The organism is Dysgonomonas sp. 511 (assembly GCF_010501105.1).
Lineage (GTDB): Bacteria > Bacteroidota > Bacteroidia > Bacteroidales > Dysgonomonadaceae > Dysgonomonas.
The window spans coordinates 15,450-32,114 of record NZ_QVMQ01000008.1 but is presented as its reverse complement, the minus strand read 5'-3'; the positions used below and the strand labels follow the sequence as shown (position 1 = coordinate 32,114).

At 43.5% G+C, this 16,665-nt stretch carries 12 protein-coding genes; 11 read left to right on the top strand and 1 reads right to left on the bottom strand.

What is annotated here, in order from left to right:
* Positions 1-47: 47 nt before the first annotated feature.
* The 3 genes from D0T57_RS04730 to D0T57_RS04720 all read left to right on the top strand — a co-directional run bounded on the left by D0T57_RS04730 (position 48) and on the right by D0T57_RS04720 (position 3,714).
* Positions 48-1,406: a sn-glycerol-1-phosphate dehydrogenase gene (locus tag D0T57_RS04730; RefSeq protein WP_163271400.1), complete on the top strand. Its 1,359-nt coding sequence runs from the start codon at positions 48-50 to the stop codon at positions 1,404-1,406.
* 146 nt (positions 1,407-1,552) lie between these two features.
* Positions 1,553-2,818 carry an MFS transporter gene (locus D0T57_RS04725; protein WP_163271516.1) on the top strand — a complete coding sequence of 422 codons (1,266 nt, stop codon included), beginning with the start codon at positions 1,553-1,555 and terminating at the stop codon, positions 2,816-2,818.
* Positions 2,819-2,832: 14 nt separating this feature from the next.
* On the top strand, positions 2,833-3,714 hold the full coding sequence (locus tag D0T57_RS04720) for an HAD-IIA family hydrolase (protein ID WP_163271398.1): 882 nt from the start codon (positions 2,833-2,835) through the stop codon (positions 3,712-3,714).
* Between the two features lie 50 nt (positions 3,715-3,764).
* Here D0T57_RS04720 and tilS read toward each other — a convergent pair whose 3' ends face one another.
* A complete protein-coding gene (tilS, locus tag D0T57_RS04715; protein ID WP_163271396.1) occupies positions 3,765-5,081 on the bottom strand; it encodes a tRNA lysidine(34) synthetase TilS in 1,317 nt (438 codons plus the stop codon).
* 244 nt (positions 5,082-5,325) lie between these two features.
* On the opposite strand from tilS, the gene carA reads away from it, so the two are divergent.
* From carA to D0T57_RS04680, 8 genes are all read left to right on the top strand, one after another.
* Positions 5,326-6,396 carry a glutamine-hydrolyzing carbamoyl-phosphate synthase small subunit gene (carA, locus tag D0T57_RS15790; protein ID WP_255490497.1) on the top strand — a complete coding sequence of 357 codons (1,071 nt, stop codon included), beginning with the start codon at positions 5,326-5,328 and terminating at the stop codon, positions 6,394-6,396.
* Between the two features lie 24 nt (positions 6,397-6,420).
* On the top strand, positions 6,421-9,639 hold the full coding sequence (carB, locus tag D0T57_RS04710) for a carbamoyl-phosphate synthase (glutamine-hydrolyzing) large subunit (protein WP_255490496.1): 3,219 nt from the start codon (positions 6,421-6,423) through the stop codon (positions 9,637-9,639).
* Positions 9,640-9,916: 277 nt separating this feature from the next.
* Positions 9,917-10,678: a hypothetical protein gene (locus D0T57_RS04705; protein ID WP_163271394.1), complete on the top strand. Its 762-nt coding sequence runs from the start codon at positions 9,917-9,919 to the stop codon at positions 10,676-10,678.
* A gap of 129 nt (positions 10,679-10,807) precedes the next feature.
* The gene (locus D0T57_RS04700; RefSeq protein ID WP_163271392.1) at positions 10,808-11,569 is read left to right on the top strand and encodes an amidohydrolase; all 762 of its coding nucleotides are present in this window, start codon (positions 10,808-10,810) and stop codon (positions 11,567-11,569) included.
* A 4-nt stretch (positions 11,570-11,573) separates the two neighbouring features.
* Positions 11,574-13,151: a thiamine pyrophosphate-dependent enzyme gene (locus D0T57_RS04695; RefSeq protein WP_163271390.1), complete on the top strand. Its 1,578-nt coding sequence runs from the start codon at positions 11,574-11,576 to the stop codon at positions 13,149-13,151.
* A 93-nt stretch (positions 13,152-13,244) separates the two neighbouring features.
* Positions 13,245-13,832, top strand: coding sequence for an indolepyruvate oxidoreductase subunit beta (locus tag D0T57_RS04690; RefSeq protein ID WP_163271388.1), 588 nt, complete (start codon positions 13,245-13,247; stop codon positions 13,830-13,832).
* A 68-nt stretch (positions 13,833-13,900) separates the two neighbouring features.
* On the top strand, positions 13,901-15,211 hold the full coding sequence (locus D0T57_RS04685; RefSeq protein ID WP_163271386.1) for a pyridoxal phosphate-dependent aminotransferase: 1,311 nt from the start codon (positions 13,901-13,903) through the stop codon (positions 15,209-15,211).
* A gap of 146 nt (positions 15,212-15,357) precedes the next feature.
* Positions 15,358-16,659 (top strand): phenylacetate--CoA ligase family protein, encoded by a 1,302-nt coding sequence (locus D0T57_RS04680; protein WP_163271384.1) that lies wholly within the window; start codon positions 15,358-15,360, stop codon positions 16,657-16,659.
* Positions 16,660-16,665 lie beyond the last annotated feature (6 nt).

Genomic DNA, 16,665 nt, shown 5'->3' with positions numbered 1-16,665 from the left:
ACGTCTCCTTTTATATATAATTATCACAAATACAAAATATTACAAATATGTCTAAGATAGAACAGGCATTGAAAGCTGCCGACGAAACAAAAGCACTCGAAATAGGTTTTGGTATATTGAAGCGGGTAGCAGAATTATTTTCCACGCAATTTCCCGGTAGTAAGGCTGTTGTGGTAGCCGACGAAAATACGTTCGGGGTTGCCGGAAAAGAAGTTGTAAAAATATTAGCTTCGGCAGGTATAGAGATGGAAGCACCTTTCATATTCTCCGATCCTGAATTATATGCAGAATATAAGTATGTGGAGATACTCGAAGATTCTTTGAAAACACACAACGCAATACCTATCGCTGTAGGTTCGGGAACTATAAACGATTTAACAAAGCTGGCTTCACATTTGGCGGGAAGAAGATATCTGTGCGTGGCTACAGCAGCTTCTATGGATGGGTATACCGCATTTGGAGCGTCGATAACCGCAAACGGGGCAAAACAAACCTTTAGCTGTCCGGCCCCCATTGCTTGCCTGGCAGATATTGATATCATACGGCAAGCACCACCAGAAATGACAGCTTCGGGTTATGCCGACCTGTTTGCAAAAGTAACAGCAGGAGCCGACTGGATTCTCGCCGACAGCTTAAGGGTAGAGCCGATAGATAAACAGGCCTGGGACATTGTACAAAATGGATTGCACGATGCTTTGTTTTCGCCCAAAGCCGTATCGGAAGGAGATAGGGAGGCTATATATAATCTTACCGAGGGGCTTATGCTCGGTGGTTTTGCCATGCAATGGTCTAAATCGAGCCGTCCGGCATCGGGTGCAGAACACCAGTTCAGCCACTTGTGGAATATGGAGCATCATACCAACGAAGGGGAGCAAATATCACATGGCTTTCAGGTAGCTATCGGCACGTTATCCATTACAGCTTTGTACGAAGTGATGCTGAATACTCCGATGGAAGACCTTGATATAAAAGCCTGTTGCGATGCATGGCCGACAGCAGAAGAATTGGACAAAGAAGCTACAGAAATATTCAGGAATACGGATTTCCCGAAAATAGGAGAGCAGGAGACGCTTGCAAAATATATTTCGAAAGAGGAGCTTGCCGGCCAGTTGCAATCGCTAAAAGATAACTGGACGGAAATAAAAGAAAAACTATCGAAACAATTAGTGCCATACAATCAGGTAAAGGAATACCTCGGCATGGTGGGAGCACCAACAGATCCCGAAGATATAGGTGTTTCTCGTGAGTATCTGAAACAAACATTTATCAGGGCACAATATATCCGCAGGCGTTTTACTATTCTCGATGTAGCTGTACGTACAAATATGCTTGATCGATGGCTGGATGTCCTGTTTGGAGAAAAAGGCCTTTGGGAAATAAAGAAAAAAACCGCAGCGGAAATTTAGAAAGAAAACGAAACAATATATTAACTCCAAAAGGAAAGTCGATTTTAATAAAATATATTATATTTGTTATTATTCGAAGCGATAAGTAACCTCTCCTAATACTAACGAAGACTATGAACACAGATTCTAAAGAATCCTATTTAAACATGAGTCCTGAAACTGCCAAACGTTTCAAATATTGGCAAGCGCGCACTATCATTGCCTCAATGATAGGGTATGCCATGTTTTACTTTGTCCGCAAAAACCTGAGTATGGCTATGCCGGGCATTCAGGCAGATTTAGGTATAACTAAAGCCGATCTGGGTATTTTCCTTACATTGCACGGCCTGATATATGGTTTGTCGCGTTTTGCTAATGGCATTTTGGGCGACCGGTTCAATGGACGCTATTTTATGGTAACAGGGCTGGTATTGTGCTCTTTATGCAATATTATGTTCGGTTTCAGCTCTGCCGTAGTGATGTTTGGTGTGGTATGGATGCTCAACGGATGGTTTCAGGGAATGGGCTTTCCTCCGTGTGCCCGCCTGCTGACGCACTGGATTCCTCCACATCAACTGGCTACAAAAATGTCTATCTGGAATACTTCCCATTCTATAGGGGCGGGGCTTGTCGTAGTCATCTGCGGATATATAGTATCGTTGGGGTGGCGTTGGTGCTTCTTTATTCCCTCTGCCATAGCCTTGTTGGGTGCGGTATTCCTGTGGTTTTCCCTGCGTGATACACCACGTTCGGTAGGACTTCCCGAAATAGTTGTGGGCAACGATGAAAAGGCGAATGATCAGGATCGCAAGTCTCCCGAATATAAAGCTTTTGTTCGCAAAATGGTATTTAAAAACCCATATATATGGATATTAGGGCTTGCAAACTTCTTTGTGTATGTAGTGCGTTTTGCCGTACTCGACTGGGGGCCTACTCTCCTTAGCGAATGGAAAGGGGTAGCATTACACCATGCCGGATGGATGGTTTTTGCCTTCGAGATAGCAGGTATTACAGGCATGTTGCTTGCAGGATGGGCTACAGACAGGTATTTCGGAGGAAGGGGGCCTCGTGTATGTCTCATCTGCATGGTGCTGGCTTCGTTGTTCGTTTCTATATTCTGGATGCTCAATCATCCACCTATGTGGCTGGCTACGGCCGTGCTGATGGGAGCAGGATTTTGCATCTACGGGCCGCAGGCATTGATAGGTATAGCAGCAGCCAATATGGCTACCAAACGGGCGGCGGCTACAGCAGCCGGATTTACGGGCTTGTTCGGATATGCAAGTACGGCAATTTCGGGTTTCGGTTTCGGATATCTGGTTCAAACATACGGATGGGATAACTCTTTTATACTTCTGATTGGTGCAGGGGTGATAGGTTCGCTGATATTTGCACTGGCATGGAAAGCAAAAGCTACAGGATACGAAGAATAATATTGTAAAACATTATGTATAAATATATTAACAAAATGGGGTTTAATACTCCGGAAGATTTGTACGCCCACCTCCGAAAAATAAAGCATATAGCTTTGGATATGGATGGGACCATCTACAATGGTAGTACATTATTCCCTTTCACAATTCCCTTTCTTCATAAACTTAAAGAAATGGGAATAGGATATTCCTTTTTAACCAATAATCCTTCGAAAAGCACAGACGATTATCTGGCGCACCTTTCGAGGATGGGAATATCTGCCCAAAAGGAAGAAATATACACTTCGGCACAAGCTACGATAGGTTATATAAAAGAAAATTATCCACAAGCCAAACGGCTTTTTATATTAGGTACGCCCAGCATGATAGCCGAATTTGAGGCTGCCGGATTTATATCTATTGCCGACGATGCTGCGGATATTCCCGATATGCTTGTTGTCGGTTTCGATATGTCTCTGACATATAGCGGGCTGTGTCGCGCAGCATGGTGGGCGAGCCGCGATATCCCTTATATAGCTACCAATCCCGACAAAGTTTGTCCTACTGATAAGGATATAATATTAGTCGATTGTGGATCTATTTATACAGCTATCGAACATGCCACGGGGCGCAAACCCGATGTGGTGATAGGCAAACCTGATCCGCGTATGCTCGATGGCATTTTATTGCGCTATAGCCTGCAACCTAGGGAGGTGGCGATGATTGGCGACCGCATTTATACAGACGTCAGGATGGCGCACAATGCTGGTGCTATAGGCGTATTGGTTATGTCGGGCGAAACAACAATGGATATTGTTGCACAATCAGATTTGAACCCCGATATTATTGCGCAAGACTTAGCCGAATTTCAGAAAATGCTGGAGAAAGCTTTTAGTAATAGTTCCTTAGATGATTGATGAAATAAGAAAACCGCGAAGCTACACCCACCTTGCTGTTCTTTTATGTTCTATTTACTATAACTTATTTTAATTACCTCCTTTGTTCCGACTGCTATTTTAAACCTGTCATCCGCGCGATGTCCCACTATCCAAAGTATATCGTCGCCCGAACAAAGTAGCCATGCATCCTCCTTATCAAAAAGGCTGAACTTGTTGTCTGAAAAATAGTCGCTCACTTTCTTCTTGCCTTTCATGCCAAAAGGAACAAACCAATCGCCTTGGCGCCAATGGCGAAGGGTGAGGGGATAGCTAACCTTTGCTTTATCCAGATAAATGACATCAGGGCTTTTCTCTATTGGGAATGGGCCTTCTTTTTTATGTTTTTCTATTTTCAGGTTTATAGGATGCGTAATAGTTGCGTCGTTTTCATATACCGTGAAACTTTCTATCATCAGGCTTTCTTTCTTTTTTAGCAAAAAGAATCCCCTGTCTTTGAGCAATTCATGTGTTTCGGAGTAGAATATTTTGCCCGGCTGGCCGACAATGGATTCGAATATCTGCCTTACTGTAGCACTGTTGAAACCATATGGAGAAAGAAACTCATACAATATTGCTTCAGGCTCGAGGTATTGAATAAGCTTTGTGATATCAATCTTATTATCCGCAAATACATCTTTCTTTACCTGTGCCATATACATCTGGTAAATATTGTTCACCTGCGACAGGTTTTCGGCAGTACGTATTATAGCCTCCTTCACCGATGGGTTTATAGATTCCAGTAAAGGCAGAATATTGAGCCTTATTTTATTTCGTGTGTATAAGTCTTCGTTGTTGGTGCTGTCTTCCACATATTTTAGCTTCCGTTCGGCAAGATATCCCAATATCTCATCGCGGCCGATGCAGAGCAAAGGACGGATAATGTAGCCATTCATCGGTGCAATACCTGTCAGCCCGCGTATCCCTGTTCCTCTGGTCAGATTCAGGAGGATAGTCTCTACCGAGTCGTCGCGATGATGGGCGACAGCAATCTTGTCGGCAAGGTGTATTACCCGTAGTTTTTCGAACCAGTTGTAGCGCAAATCCCGTGCAGCCATTTCTATGGATATGGAATTGATTTCGGCATAAGCTTCGGTATCGAAATCTATACGCTCGAATTTCAGGTTGTACCGCTGGCATAATTCTTCCACAAAAAAAGCATCGCGGTTCGACTCCTGCCCCCTGAGGTGGAAATTGCAATGAGCCACTACACATTCTATTTTGAAACTATGCAAGATATCGAGCAGCGCAACCGAATCGGCACCCCCGCTTACTCCGACTATAACTTTCTCGCCACCCGTAAGTAGGCCATTGCGGACAATATAATCTTCTATGGTTGATATATTCATAATTCAAAAGTAATATTTTTTCTTAACTTCTTATCGCAAAATTTAATTGCTAAACATTAGATATATCATTTTTTATTTCTATCTTTGCACCTCAGATATTCATAAGCGAATACGGATATTTGAATGATGAAAAAAAAAAAATATACAATATATTATACAAGAAGGAACAGATATGCTAAATATCCTGTTCCTTTTTTTTGCATTATAAACAACAGTATTCACAATTTTATATTTCAAACAAAAAATGTATTCAGACAAACCAGTTAAGCTAATTCTTGATGACGGGACAGTTTTCGAAGGCAAATCATTCGGTTCGGAAACAGCAAAAGCCGGCGAAGTGGTATTCAGTACCGCAATGGTGGGATATACAGAAAGCCTTACCGACCCTTCATACCTCGGACAGATACTTGTTATCACATTCCCGCTCGTAGGTAATTACGGAGTGCCGGAAGATTCTTTTACTAATGGGGTTTCTAATTTTTACGAATCGGAAAAAGTACAGGTCAGCGGACTTATAGTATCCGACTACTCACGCGAATATTCTCACTGGAATGCAAAGAAAAGCCTTGGCGACTGGTTGAAAGAACACGATGTGCCAGGCATTTACGGAATAGATACCCGCAAACTGACTAAGATACTTCGCGAAAAAGGTTCGATGAAAGGCAAAATAGTTTTCCAAAACGAAAATGAAGTGGAATTTTACGATCCCAACCTCGAAAACCAGGTTGCTAAAGCCAGTTGCAAGGAAGTGCTGACATATGGCAATGGCGACAAGAAAGTGCTTTTGGTCGACTGTGGAGTAAAACATAATATAATACGCAGCCTCTTGAAAAGAAACGTAACCATTATACGCGTGCCATGGAATTACGATTTCAACCAACTGGAATGGGACGGGCTCTTCATATCCAACGGGCCGGGTAGTCCCGACTTTTGTGAAGAGACTGTAAAAAACATCCGTAAAGCAATGGAAGGCGACAAGCCTATATGCGGTATTTGTATGGGCAACCAGTTGCTTTCTAAAGCAGGAGGTGCAACTGTATATAAATTGAAATACGGACACCGTAGCCACAATCAGCCGGTGAAGATGGTAAATACAGAAAAATGTTTCATCACTTCCCAAAATCATGGATACGCTGTAACAAGCGCATCTCTGGGTGAAGAATGGGAACCTTTGTTTGTCAACCTTAACGATGGAACTAACGAGGGCATCAAGCATAAGACAAAACCGTTCTTCTCGGCTCAGTTCCACCCCGAAGCCGCCAGTGGGCCTACCGATACAGGTTTCTTATTCGATTTGTTTGTAGAAAAATTGTAATCCACCATATAAAAAATAATATAAATGGATATAGATGTAAAAAAAGTATTAGTCCTCGGTTCGGGTGCTTTGAAAATCGGTGAAGCCGGAGAGTTCGACTACTCAGGTTCGCAAGCCTTGAAAGCCCTGAAAGAAGAAGGGATAGAAACAGTACTTATCAACCCCAATATTGCAACAGTACAAACCTCGGAAGGTAGTGCCGATAAAATATACTTCCTGCCGATTACACCATATTTTGTAGAAAAAGTCATCCAAAAAGAAAAGCCGGACGGAATACTGTTGGCTTTCGGGGGACAAACAGCACTAAACTGTGGTGTACAGCTATACGAAACCGGAATACTGGAAAAATACAACCTGCGTGTGTTGGGTACCCCGGTACAAGCCATAATGGACACCGAAGACCGCGAACTGTTTGTAAAGAAACTTGACGAAATAGACGTCAAAACAATCAAGAGCACGGCAGTAGGTACGATAGAAGATGCTGTAAGTGCTGCAAAAGAACTAGGTTATCCGATTATTATACGTGCTGCCTATGCGCTGGGCGGACTAGGTTCGGGATTTTGCGACAACGAACAGGAATTGCGCGTACTTGCCGAAAAAGCACTATCGTACTCATCGCAGCTTTTGGTCGAAAAATCGCTGAAAGGCTGGAAAGAAATAGAGTATGAAGTAGTACGCGACAAGTATGGCAACTGTATGACAGTGTGTAACATGGAAAACTTCGACCCGCTAGGAATACACACCGGCGAAAGTATCGTAGTTGCTCCATCGCAAACACTGACCAACGACGAGTTCCATAAGTTGCGCGAACTATCTATCCGTATCGTTAAGCATGTAGGTATAGTAGGGGAGTGTAACGTACAATTTGCCTTCGATACTGAATCGGAAGACTATCGCGTGATCGAAGTAAATGCCCGCCTGAGCCGCTCTTCGGCATTGGCATCCAAAGCAACTGGTTATCCTTTGGCTTTCGTAGCAGCTAAGCTGGGACTGGGTTACGGGTTGTTCGAACTGAAAAACTCGGTAACAAAATCTACCTGCGCATTCTTCGAACCTGCACTCGACTATGTAGTGGTGAAGATACCTCGCTGGGATTTAGGTAAATTCCACGGCGTATCTAAAGAAATCGGTTCGAGTATGAAGTCGGTAGGCGAAATTATGGCTATCGGCCGCACATTCGAAGAAACCATACAAAAAGGGCTTCGGATGATAAATATAGGTATGCACGGATTTGCAGCCAACAAACCGCTCGAAGTAAACGACCTTGACGAAGCATTGAGCAACCCTACCGACAAGCGTATATTCTTCATCGAAGAAGCATTCAAACGCGGATATACAGTCGACAGGATTTACGACCTGACTAAAATAGACCGCTGGTTCTTGCAAAAGCTGAAATATATATTCGACTGCTCGAAAGAACTGGAAAAATACGACGATGTGAAATCCCTTCCGCTCAGCTTGCTGAAAACAGCAAAGCAAATGGGATTCTCCGACTTTCAGGTAGCCAAAATAGTTTGTAAAGAACCAAGCCTGGTAGAGTCGATACAGCACGATGTGCGCCGCATCCGCAAAGATAACGGCATAGTACCTTGTGTGAAACAGATAGACACGCTTGCAGCCGAATATCCGGCACAAACCAACTACCTGTATATAACATACAACGGCGAAGAAAACGATGTAAACTATCTGGGCGACCGCAAATCGGTAATCGTACTCGGATCGGGTGCATACCGCATAGGTTCGTCAGTTGAGTTCGACTGGTGTTCGGTGAATGCTTTGCAGACCATCCGCAAAGAAGGTTACCGTTCGGTAATGATAAACTATAATCCTGAGACGGTTTCTACCGACTACGATATGTGCGACCGCCTGTACTTCGACGAACTGACTTACGAGCGTGTAATGGACATCATCGAACTCGAAAATCCTCATGGAGTAATCCTTTCTGTAGGTGGACAGATACCTAACAACCTCGCTCTTCGTTTAGACGAAGCTAAGGTAAACATTCTGGGAACTACGGCGCAAAGCATCGACAATGCCGAAGACCGTCACAAATTCTCAAGCATGCTCGACCGTATCGGGGTAGACCAACCACGATGGAAAGAACTTACCTCGCTGAGCGATATAAAAGGCTTTGTCGACGAAGTTGGTTATCCGGTACTCATTCGCCCGTCTTACGTACTGTCGGGAGCAGCGATGAATGTATGCTCCAACGATCAGGAACTCGAAAACTTCCTCGGATTGGCAGCCGAAGTGTCGAAAAAACATCCTGTAGTAGTAAGCGAGTTTGTAGAAAATGCGAAGGAAGTAGAAATAGATGCCGTAGCCAACAAAGGCGAAATAGTGATGTATGCAATATCCGAACACGTAGAGTTTGCCGGAGTACACTCAGGCGATGCTACTATACAGTTTCCGGCTCAACGCCTCTATATAGAGACTGTGAGGAGAATAAAAAAGATAGCGCATAAAATAGCGAAAGAACTGCAAATATCAGGACCATTTAATATGCAGTTCTTAGCCAAAGATAACGATGTAAAAGTTATCGAATGCAACCTTCGGGCATCTCGATCATTCCCATTCGTATCTAAGGTTTTGAAGATAAACTTCATAGATCTGGCAACTCAGGTAATGCTGGGTAAAGAGGTTCAGAAACCAAACAAAAACGACTTCGATATTGATTACGTGGGAATTAAAGCTTCTCAATTCTCCTTCTCCCGCCTGCAAAAAGCCGACCCTGTACTGGGCGTAGACATGGCTTCTACAGGGGAAGTAGGATGTATAGGCGACAACTTCCACGATGCACTGCTCAAGTCGATGCTTTCGGTAGGACACCGCATCCCTAAAAAGTCGGTATTGTTCTCTACCGGGCCTGCAAAATCGAAAGTAGCCTTGCTCGAAGCCGCACACCTGCTTCACCAGAAGGGATATGATATATACGCTACTAGCGGTTCGCAAAAATTCCTTCAGGAAAATGGTATTCCGGCAATCCAGGTATTCTGGCCGACCGACGACCAAAAGCCAAGTGCGCTGGAGATGATACACAACAAGCAAATAGACCTTATAGTAAATATCCCTAAGAATTTTACTACAAGCGAGCTCGACAACGGGTATAAGATTCGCCGTGCTGCTATCGACTTCAATGTGCCTTTACTTACAAATTCACGCCTAGCTTCGGCATTTATCCAGGCATTCTGCAAAATGAATGTGGATGAAATAGAGATCAAAGCTTGGAATGAATACGATTAGTAGACTTATATAACATTCTGTACAAAGAAGGTGTCCCAAAAGTAAGAAAGGACACCTTCTTTGAGTTTATGTAGTGAAGTGTTCAAAAAGAGACTAGATGCCAAACCGCTCATTTTTAGACCGAGGGGAGCATGCAAAAGTATGTGACCGATGGCTAATAAATGGAGCAATGAAGCAGATGATTATTTGGGGGACACTTTCTTTGTCGTAAAATATCAGCTTATAACATATACTAAGAGTATTTATAAAACGTTATTGAAATAAAACTTATGTATATATGAAAAATCTCAGATTCTTATTCTTTTCCTTTTTCTTCTTTATTTTTATCGCAACGCTATATGCTCAGGAAAAAAAGCTTCTGGTAGCTATCGACTCAAAAAATACAAAAGAACTTGTTTCTTTCAAATATGAAAAAAACAGGCTTGCCTCTTTTTCCGTAAAAGGAATATTGACATTCAGCGAATATTCGTTCAAATACGATAAAGCCACGGGGCAAATAGCCGAATACACAATGAATGAAGATAGGGGAGAGCTAACGACAAATTCAAAATTCGACTATACCAACAAAGGGTACATTCTCGAAACAGAGCAAAGCAAGGGCAAGAAACTGAAAGAAAAACTGACAGAAGAAAACAAGATCTACATAGACTCTCAAAACAGGCTTACAAAAACGATTTTCGACGACGGAAAACTATGGGAAGAATTTCGATACGATACGAATAACAACATCGTCAGGTACATTCAACATTCGGCTATTGGCAAGAGTGATATAATTACCACAAACGAGTTTTACAACGATAAATCTATTTTATCCGGTATAAACTTGCCAGCTTGGTTTTGGGCAGTACACATGAGCCACATGAAATGGTGCGGCGATTTTATAGGAGGAAATAACCTGAAAAAATCAACAGTAGAAAATCTGTTGCCCGATACATTGATTATAAACGTTACCTACGACTACGACGATGATGGTTATCCTCTGAAACAATACTACAACGGAGAACTTGCAAAGGAATTTACCTATATCAAAATCAAATAACCAAATTTTGTGACATTTACAGGTAATATTGTAAACAAACTTCTGTATTCACTAATAAAAATACAATCATTTCATTATTTAGGTAAAATTCTGTATATTTGAATCCTGTTTTGAATATCTGACATATACATGAATATTTTACTCGTACAAACGGATATCAGATGGCAAATGCCGGAAGATAACAGGATAGCTGCGCAAAAAATAATAAATACTTCGCCACAGGCTGATATCATCATCCTTCCCGAAATGTTTACCACCGGTTTTTGTATGGCACCCGAAGGTGTGGCAGAAGAAGCGGATACAGTTACCCTGCAATGGATGCAGGCAATAGCGAGGGAGAAAGACGCAGCCGTATGCGGAAGCGTTGCCACCGTTGACAACGGGAAGTTCTATAATCGCTTCTACTTTGTACAGCCGGATGGAGAATATTCGGTTTATAATAAAAAGCATTTATTTTCGTATGCCGGCGAACATGAAGAATATGAAGCCGGACAACAGCGTGTGATCGTAAAATATAAAAGAGTCAGGATCCTGCTCCAGATATGTTACGATTTGCGCTTTCCTATTTTCTCGCGCAACAGGGACGACTACGACATGGCAATATATGTAGCCAACTGGCCTACCTCGCGGCTCGAAGCATGGAACACACTGCTCAAAGCGCGCGCCATAGAAAACGTATGCTATGTGGCAGGGGTAAACCGCACGGGCAACGACCCCTCGAACGCGTATAGCGGCGGCACAGCCTTAATCAACTATTTGGGGCAACACATCGTTGCAGCACAACCCGATAAAGAAGAAGCCGTTTTGGGCGAGATAAATATGGAAGAGCTGGAAGGATTCAGAAAGAAATTCCCTGTTCTGAAAGATGCTGATAACTTTACACTGATATAAATAAATGAAAGAAAAACTTCTTTTGCTTGGCGACCAGGCGATTGCCCTGGGAGCTATACATGCCGGAATAACAGGCGTCTATGCCTATCCGGGAACCCCTTCGACCGAAATTACAGAATATATACAAGATTCGCCATTAGCCACTGAACGAAAAATTCGCAGCCAATGGTGTGCAAACGAAAAGACAGCAATGGAAGCTGCCCTTGGCGTTTCGTATGTAGGTAAACGTTCGTTGGTTTGCATGAAGCACGTAGGACTGAATGTAGCCGCCGATGCTTTCGTAAATTCCTCGATGACGGGAACGAATGGAGGATTGGTAGTACTTGTGGCCGACGACCCGTCGATGCACTCGTCGCAAAATGAGCAGGATTCGCGTTTTTACGGTAAATTTGCATTTATGCCGATTTTCGAACCATCGTCGCAACAGGAAGCGTATGACATGATACGTTATGCGTTCGATGTTTCCGAAAAATTTGAACTGCCTGTACTTATGCGCCTTACAACGAGGATGGCACATTCGCGTTCGGAGGTTGCGACATACGAGGCTAGAGAACAAAACCCTATAAAATTCCCGGAAGACAAATCGCGATGGGTACTACTTCCTGTAAATGCCAGAAGAAGGTATAACGAACTACTAGCCGTACAGCCCGAACTGGAAAAGATATCGGTAGAATCACCATATAATAACTATAAGCAAGGTAATAAAAAAGGTGTAATAGCTTGTGGTATAGGCTACAATTACCTCATGGAGAATTCGACCAACGAATGTGGTTATACGATTCTCAAAATATCGCAATATCCATTACCTAAACAGCTTATACAAAAGGTGGTAGACGAGTGCGATGAAGTATTGGTTCTGGAAGACGGGCAGCCATTTGTGGAAGAACAAGTACGTGGACTTCTCGACCAAAGCGGTAAGATAAAAGGACGACTGACAGGTGAGCTTCCACGGGTAGGCGAACTAACGCCCGACAATGTGCGCGTAGCGTTAGGTCTGGATGTGGAAAAACAATTCGATAGCAGTAAAAATATCGTACCCCGTCCGCCGGCACTATGTTCGGGTTGCGGGCATAGCGATGTATATAAAGCATTGAACGAAGTAATAAAAGAATATAGTAACGCTAAAGTTTTCAGCGATATAGGATGTTATACCCTCGGAGCGCTTCCTCCATTCAGGGCGATAGATACCTGTGTGGATATGGGTGCATCCATTACTATGGCTAAAGGCGCTGCCGATGCCGGACTGTTCCCTTCGGTAGCGGTAATCGGCGATTCCACCTTCACCCATTCGGGGATAACAGGATTGCTCGATGCCGTAAATTCGGGAGTAAATATTACTGTAGTAATTTCCGACAACCTGACTACTGCCATGACAGGCGGACAGGATTCGGCAGGAACCGAAAAACTGGAAAATATCTGCTATGGTGTAGGTGTGGAGAAAAGCCATGTAAGAGTGGTCGTTCCACTGCCTAAAAATATGGATGAAATAAAGAAAGTAATAAAAGACGAAATAGAATACAACGGTGTATCGGTAATTATTCCGCGCAGGGAATGTATCCAGACATTGAAAAGGAAAAAGTAATTGGCATATTAGTCAATTTGTACTAGGTTTATTTGTCAACTAACAATCAACTTGTAACTGCCCGTAGGGCGAAGTAACTCGTAACTAATAAATATGAAACTAGATATAATACTTTCGGGCGTTGGCGGACAGGGAATACTGTCTATAGCAGCCATTGTTGGCGAAGCAGCCCTCAAAGAAGGCCTACATATAAAGCAAGCCGAAGTGCATGGCATGAGCCAGCGGGGTGGGGATGTGCAGTCTAATCTGCGGATATCGTCAGACCAGATATATTCCGACCTGATAGCTAAAGGCAGCGCCGATGCCATCATCTCGCTCGAACCGATGGAAGCATTGCGCTACCTGCCTTATTTGTCGCAAAGCGGATGGGTTGTAACTAATACAACACCATTTGTCAACATACCCAATTACCCTGCAATAGAAGATATTATTGCCGAGTTGAAATCCCTGCCAAATGTTATTCTTCTCGATGTAGATGCACTGGCAAAAGAAGCTGGTTCGGCACGTGCTACCAATATGGTACTGCTAGGCGCGGCTTCTGTGATTCTAGGTATTGAAGACGCAAAACTGGAAGATGCTATAACACAGGTGTTTTTGCGCAAGGGTGAGAAAATTGTAGAAATGAATATAAATGCTTTCCGTGCAGGACGCAAAGTAGGGGAGCAGCAGGTGAAAAAATAAAAATACCCTGTCATTCCGGGCGGTAGTGATGAATCGTGGAAGTAACTTGTAACTCGTAACTAAAATATATGCAAAACAGAGTATTCAGTCAGGAATTAGTAAACCAAGTAGTTGATGAACTGAAAATCACCAACCTCGAAAACGCGACTATCGGCGAAGTGCTTTTGCTTGCTTCGCGTCTCGAACAAGCAACAGGCATTCCCTTTATCCGCATGGATCAGGGAGTACCGGGGCTAAAACCTTGCCGGATAGGCCTCGACGCAGAAAAAGAAGCCTTAGACAAAGGTGTGGCATCTATGTATCCCGCAGCAGAAGGCATTCCTGTATTGAAAAACGAATCGGCTCGTTTTGTAAAAGCATTTCTCGATATTGATGTCTCTCCTGCATCATGTATTCCGGTAACAGGTTCGGTAGCAGGCTCGTTTGGCGCTTTCATTGCGTGTAACCAACGTGATAGAGAAAAAGATACTGTGCTTTTTATCGATCCCGGATTTCCTATCCAAAAATCGCAACTCAAAGTATTAGGTATAAATTACCTCGAATTTGATATACACGATTTCAGAGGGGAGAAGCTAAGGGAGAAGCTCGAAAGTTATCTAAAAAAAGGCAATATTTCGTCCATCATTTATTCCAACCCAAACAATCCTGCATGGATTTGCCTGACCGAAAGTGAACTGAAAATAATAGGCGAACTCGCCACGCAATACGATACTATCGTTTTAGAAGATTTAGCCTATTTTGGCATGGATTTCCGTACCGATTTCGGGCATCCGTTCCGCCCTCCATATATCCCAACAGTAGCACGCTATACCGATAACTATATATTGATGCTCTCGTCGTCGAAGATATTCAGCTATGCAGGGCAACGGGCAGCAGTGGTCTGTGTGTCGGATAAGCTGTTTTCCAGAAAGTTTGAAGCACTGGCCGAGAGGTATTCGGGAGCAGGTATCTTCGGCCCTACGTTCGTTGCCTCCATCCTTTATATGATTACTTCGGGTACTACCCACACTACTCAATACGGGTATGCCGCCATGCTGAAAGCTGCATCCGATGGGCAATTCAATTTTGTGGAAGAGACAAGCGAGTATGCCCGCAGAGCCAAACGAATGAAAGATTCGTTCCGCAAATATGGTTTCCGTGTGGTTTACGATAAAGATATAGACCGCGATATATCCGACGGTTTCTTTTTTACGATAGGATACAAGGATATGTCGTGCGGCGAACTCATGCAGGAATTGTTGTATTATGGCATAAGTTCGATAGCCCTGTCTACTACAGGAAGCCGGCAGCAGGGCATAAGGGCTTGCTGCTCGCGTATGAGCGAAGAATTGTACGATGTCTTGGATGAAAGATTAAAGGCTTTTGCTGCCGATCATTAACTGATTTCTTTATCTATATAGGCATCCTCTGAGTTCCCATTGCGGGACTTATACGAAATGAGAAAAACGGGAAAAAGTAACAGAAAAAAAGTATGTAAAAAGTGTTACTTTTGTTACTTTTTCGAGACCCAATTAAAACTAATATAATGATCTGGAACCAACCGAAAGAATGTATGAGCCGCGAGGATATGCGGCAGCTTCAAAGCGAACGCTTGCGTAAACTCGTAGAAAGAGTATATCACAGTACACCATTTTACCGCCGCAAAATGCAGGAAATGGATGTTACCCCCGACGATATCCGGTCGGTAGACGATATTGTGAAACTGCCCTTTACCACGAAGCAGGATTTACGCGACAACTATCCTTATGGTTTGTTTGCCGTACCCATGTCGGAAATCATCAGGCTTCATGCATCTTCGGGAACTACCGGCTTGCCTACCGTAGTAGGATATACACGGCGCGACCTGTCTATCTGGTCGGAAATGATTGCCCGCAGCCTGAGTGCTTTCGGAGCCGACAGGCACGATATATTTTCGGTGGCATACGGTTACGGGCTTTTTACAGGCGGTTTGGGCTTGCATTATGGAGTGGAGCACCTGGGCGCGACAGTCATTCCCATGTCGAGCGGAAATACGGCCAAGCAAATACAACTGATGCACGATTTTGGCCCTACAGCTATCGCCTGTACCCCTTCGTATGCACTCTATCTGGCAGAGGCAATGGCAAAAACAGAGATTCCGCGCGAAGAGTTTAAATTGCGAATAGGCATCTTTGGCGCTGAGCCTTGGACCGAAAATATGCGTAAGGAAATAGAAGTAAAAATGGGAGTCGATGCCTACAATATATACGGGTTGAGCGAGGTGATGGGACCCGGAGTTTCGCACGAATGCGAATGTAAAGATGGTTCGCATATAATAGAAGACCATTTTTATCCGGAAATAATTTCTCCCGAAACAATGGAGCAGCTTCCGTACGGCGAGCAGGGCGAACTTGTATTCACTACGCTTACGAAAGAAGGCTTGCCACTATTGCGATACCGCACAAAAGACCTCTGTACATTAACAGACCAGCCATGCGCGTGTGGGCGTACCAATGTACGCATGAGCAGAATAGTAGGGCGTAGCGACGATATGTTAATCATACGCGGGGTAAATGTTTTCCCATCGCAGATAGAAAGTGTAATACTGGAAATGGAAGAATTTGAGCCGCATTACCTATTGGTGGTCGACAGGGTTAATAATCTCGACATACTCGAAGTACAGGTAGAAGTGCGCGATGGTTTCTATTCCGACGAGATCAGCAAAATGCTGGCTTTGAAGAAAAAAATAGCAGGACGCCTACAAAGCGTACTAGGTATAAGTGCCGACATAAAACTGGTAGAACCATATACTATCAAACGCAGCGAAGGAAAAGCACAAAGGGTAATCGACAAACGGGAATTTAATTAGTAAATT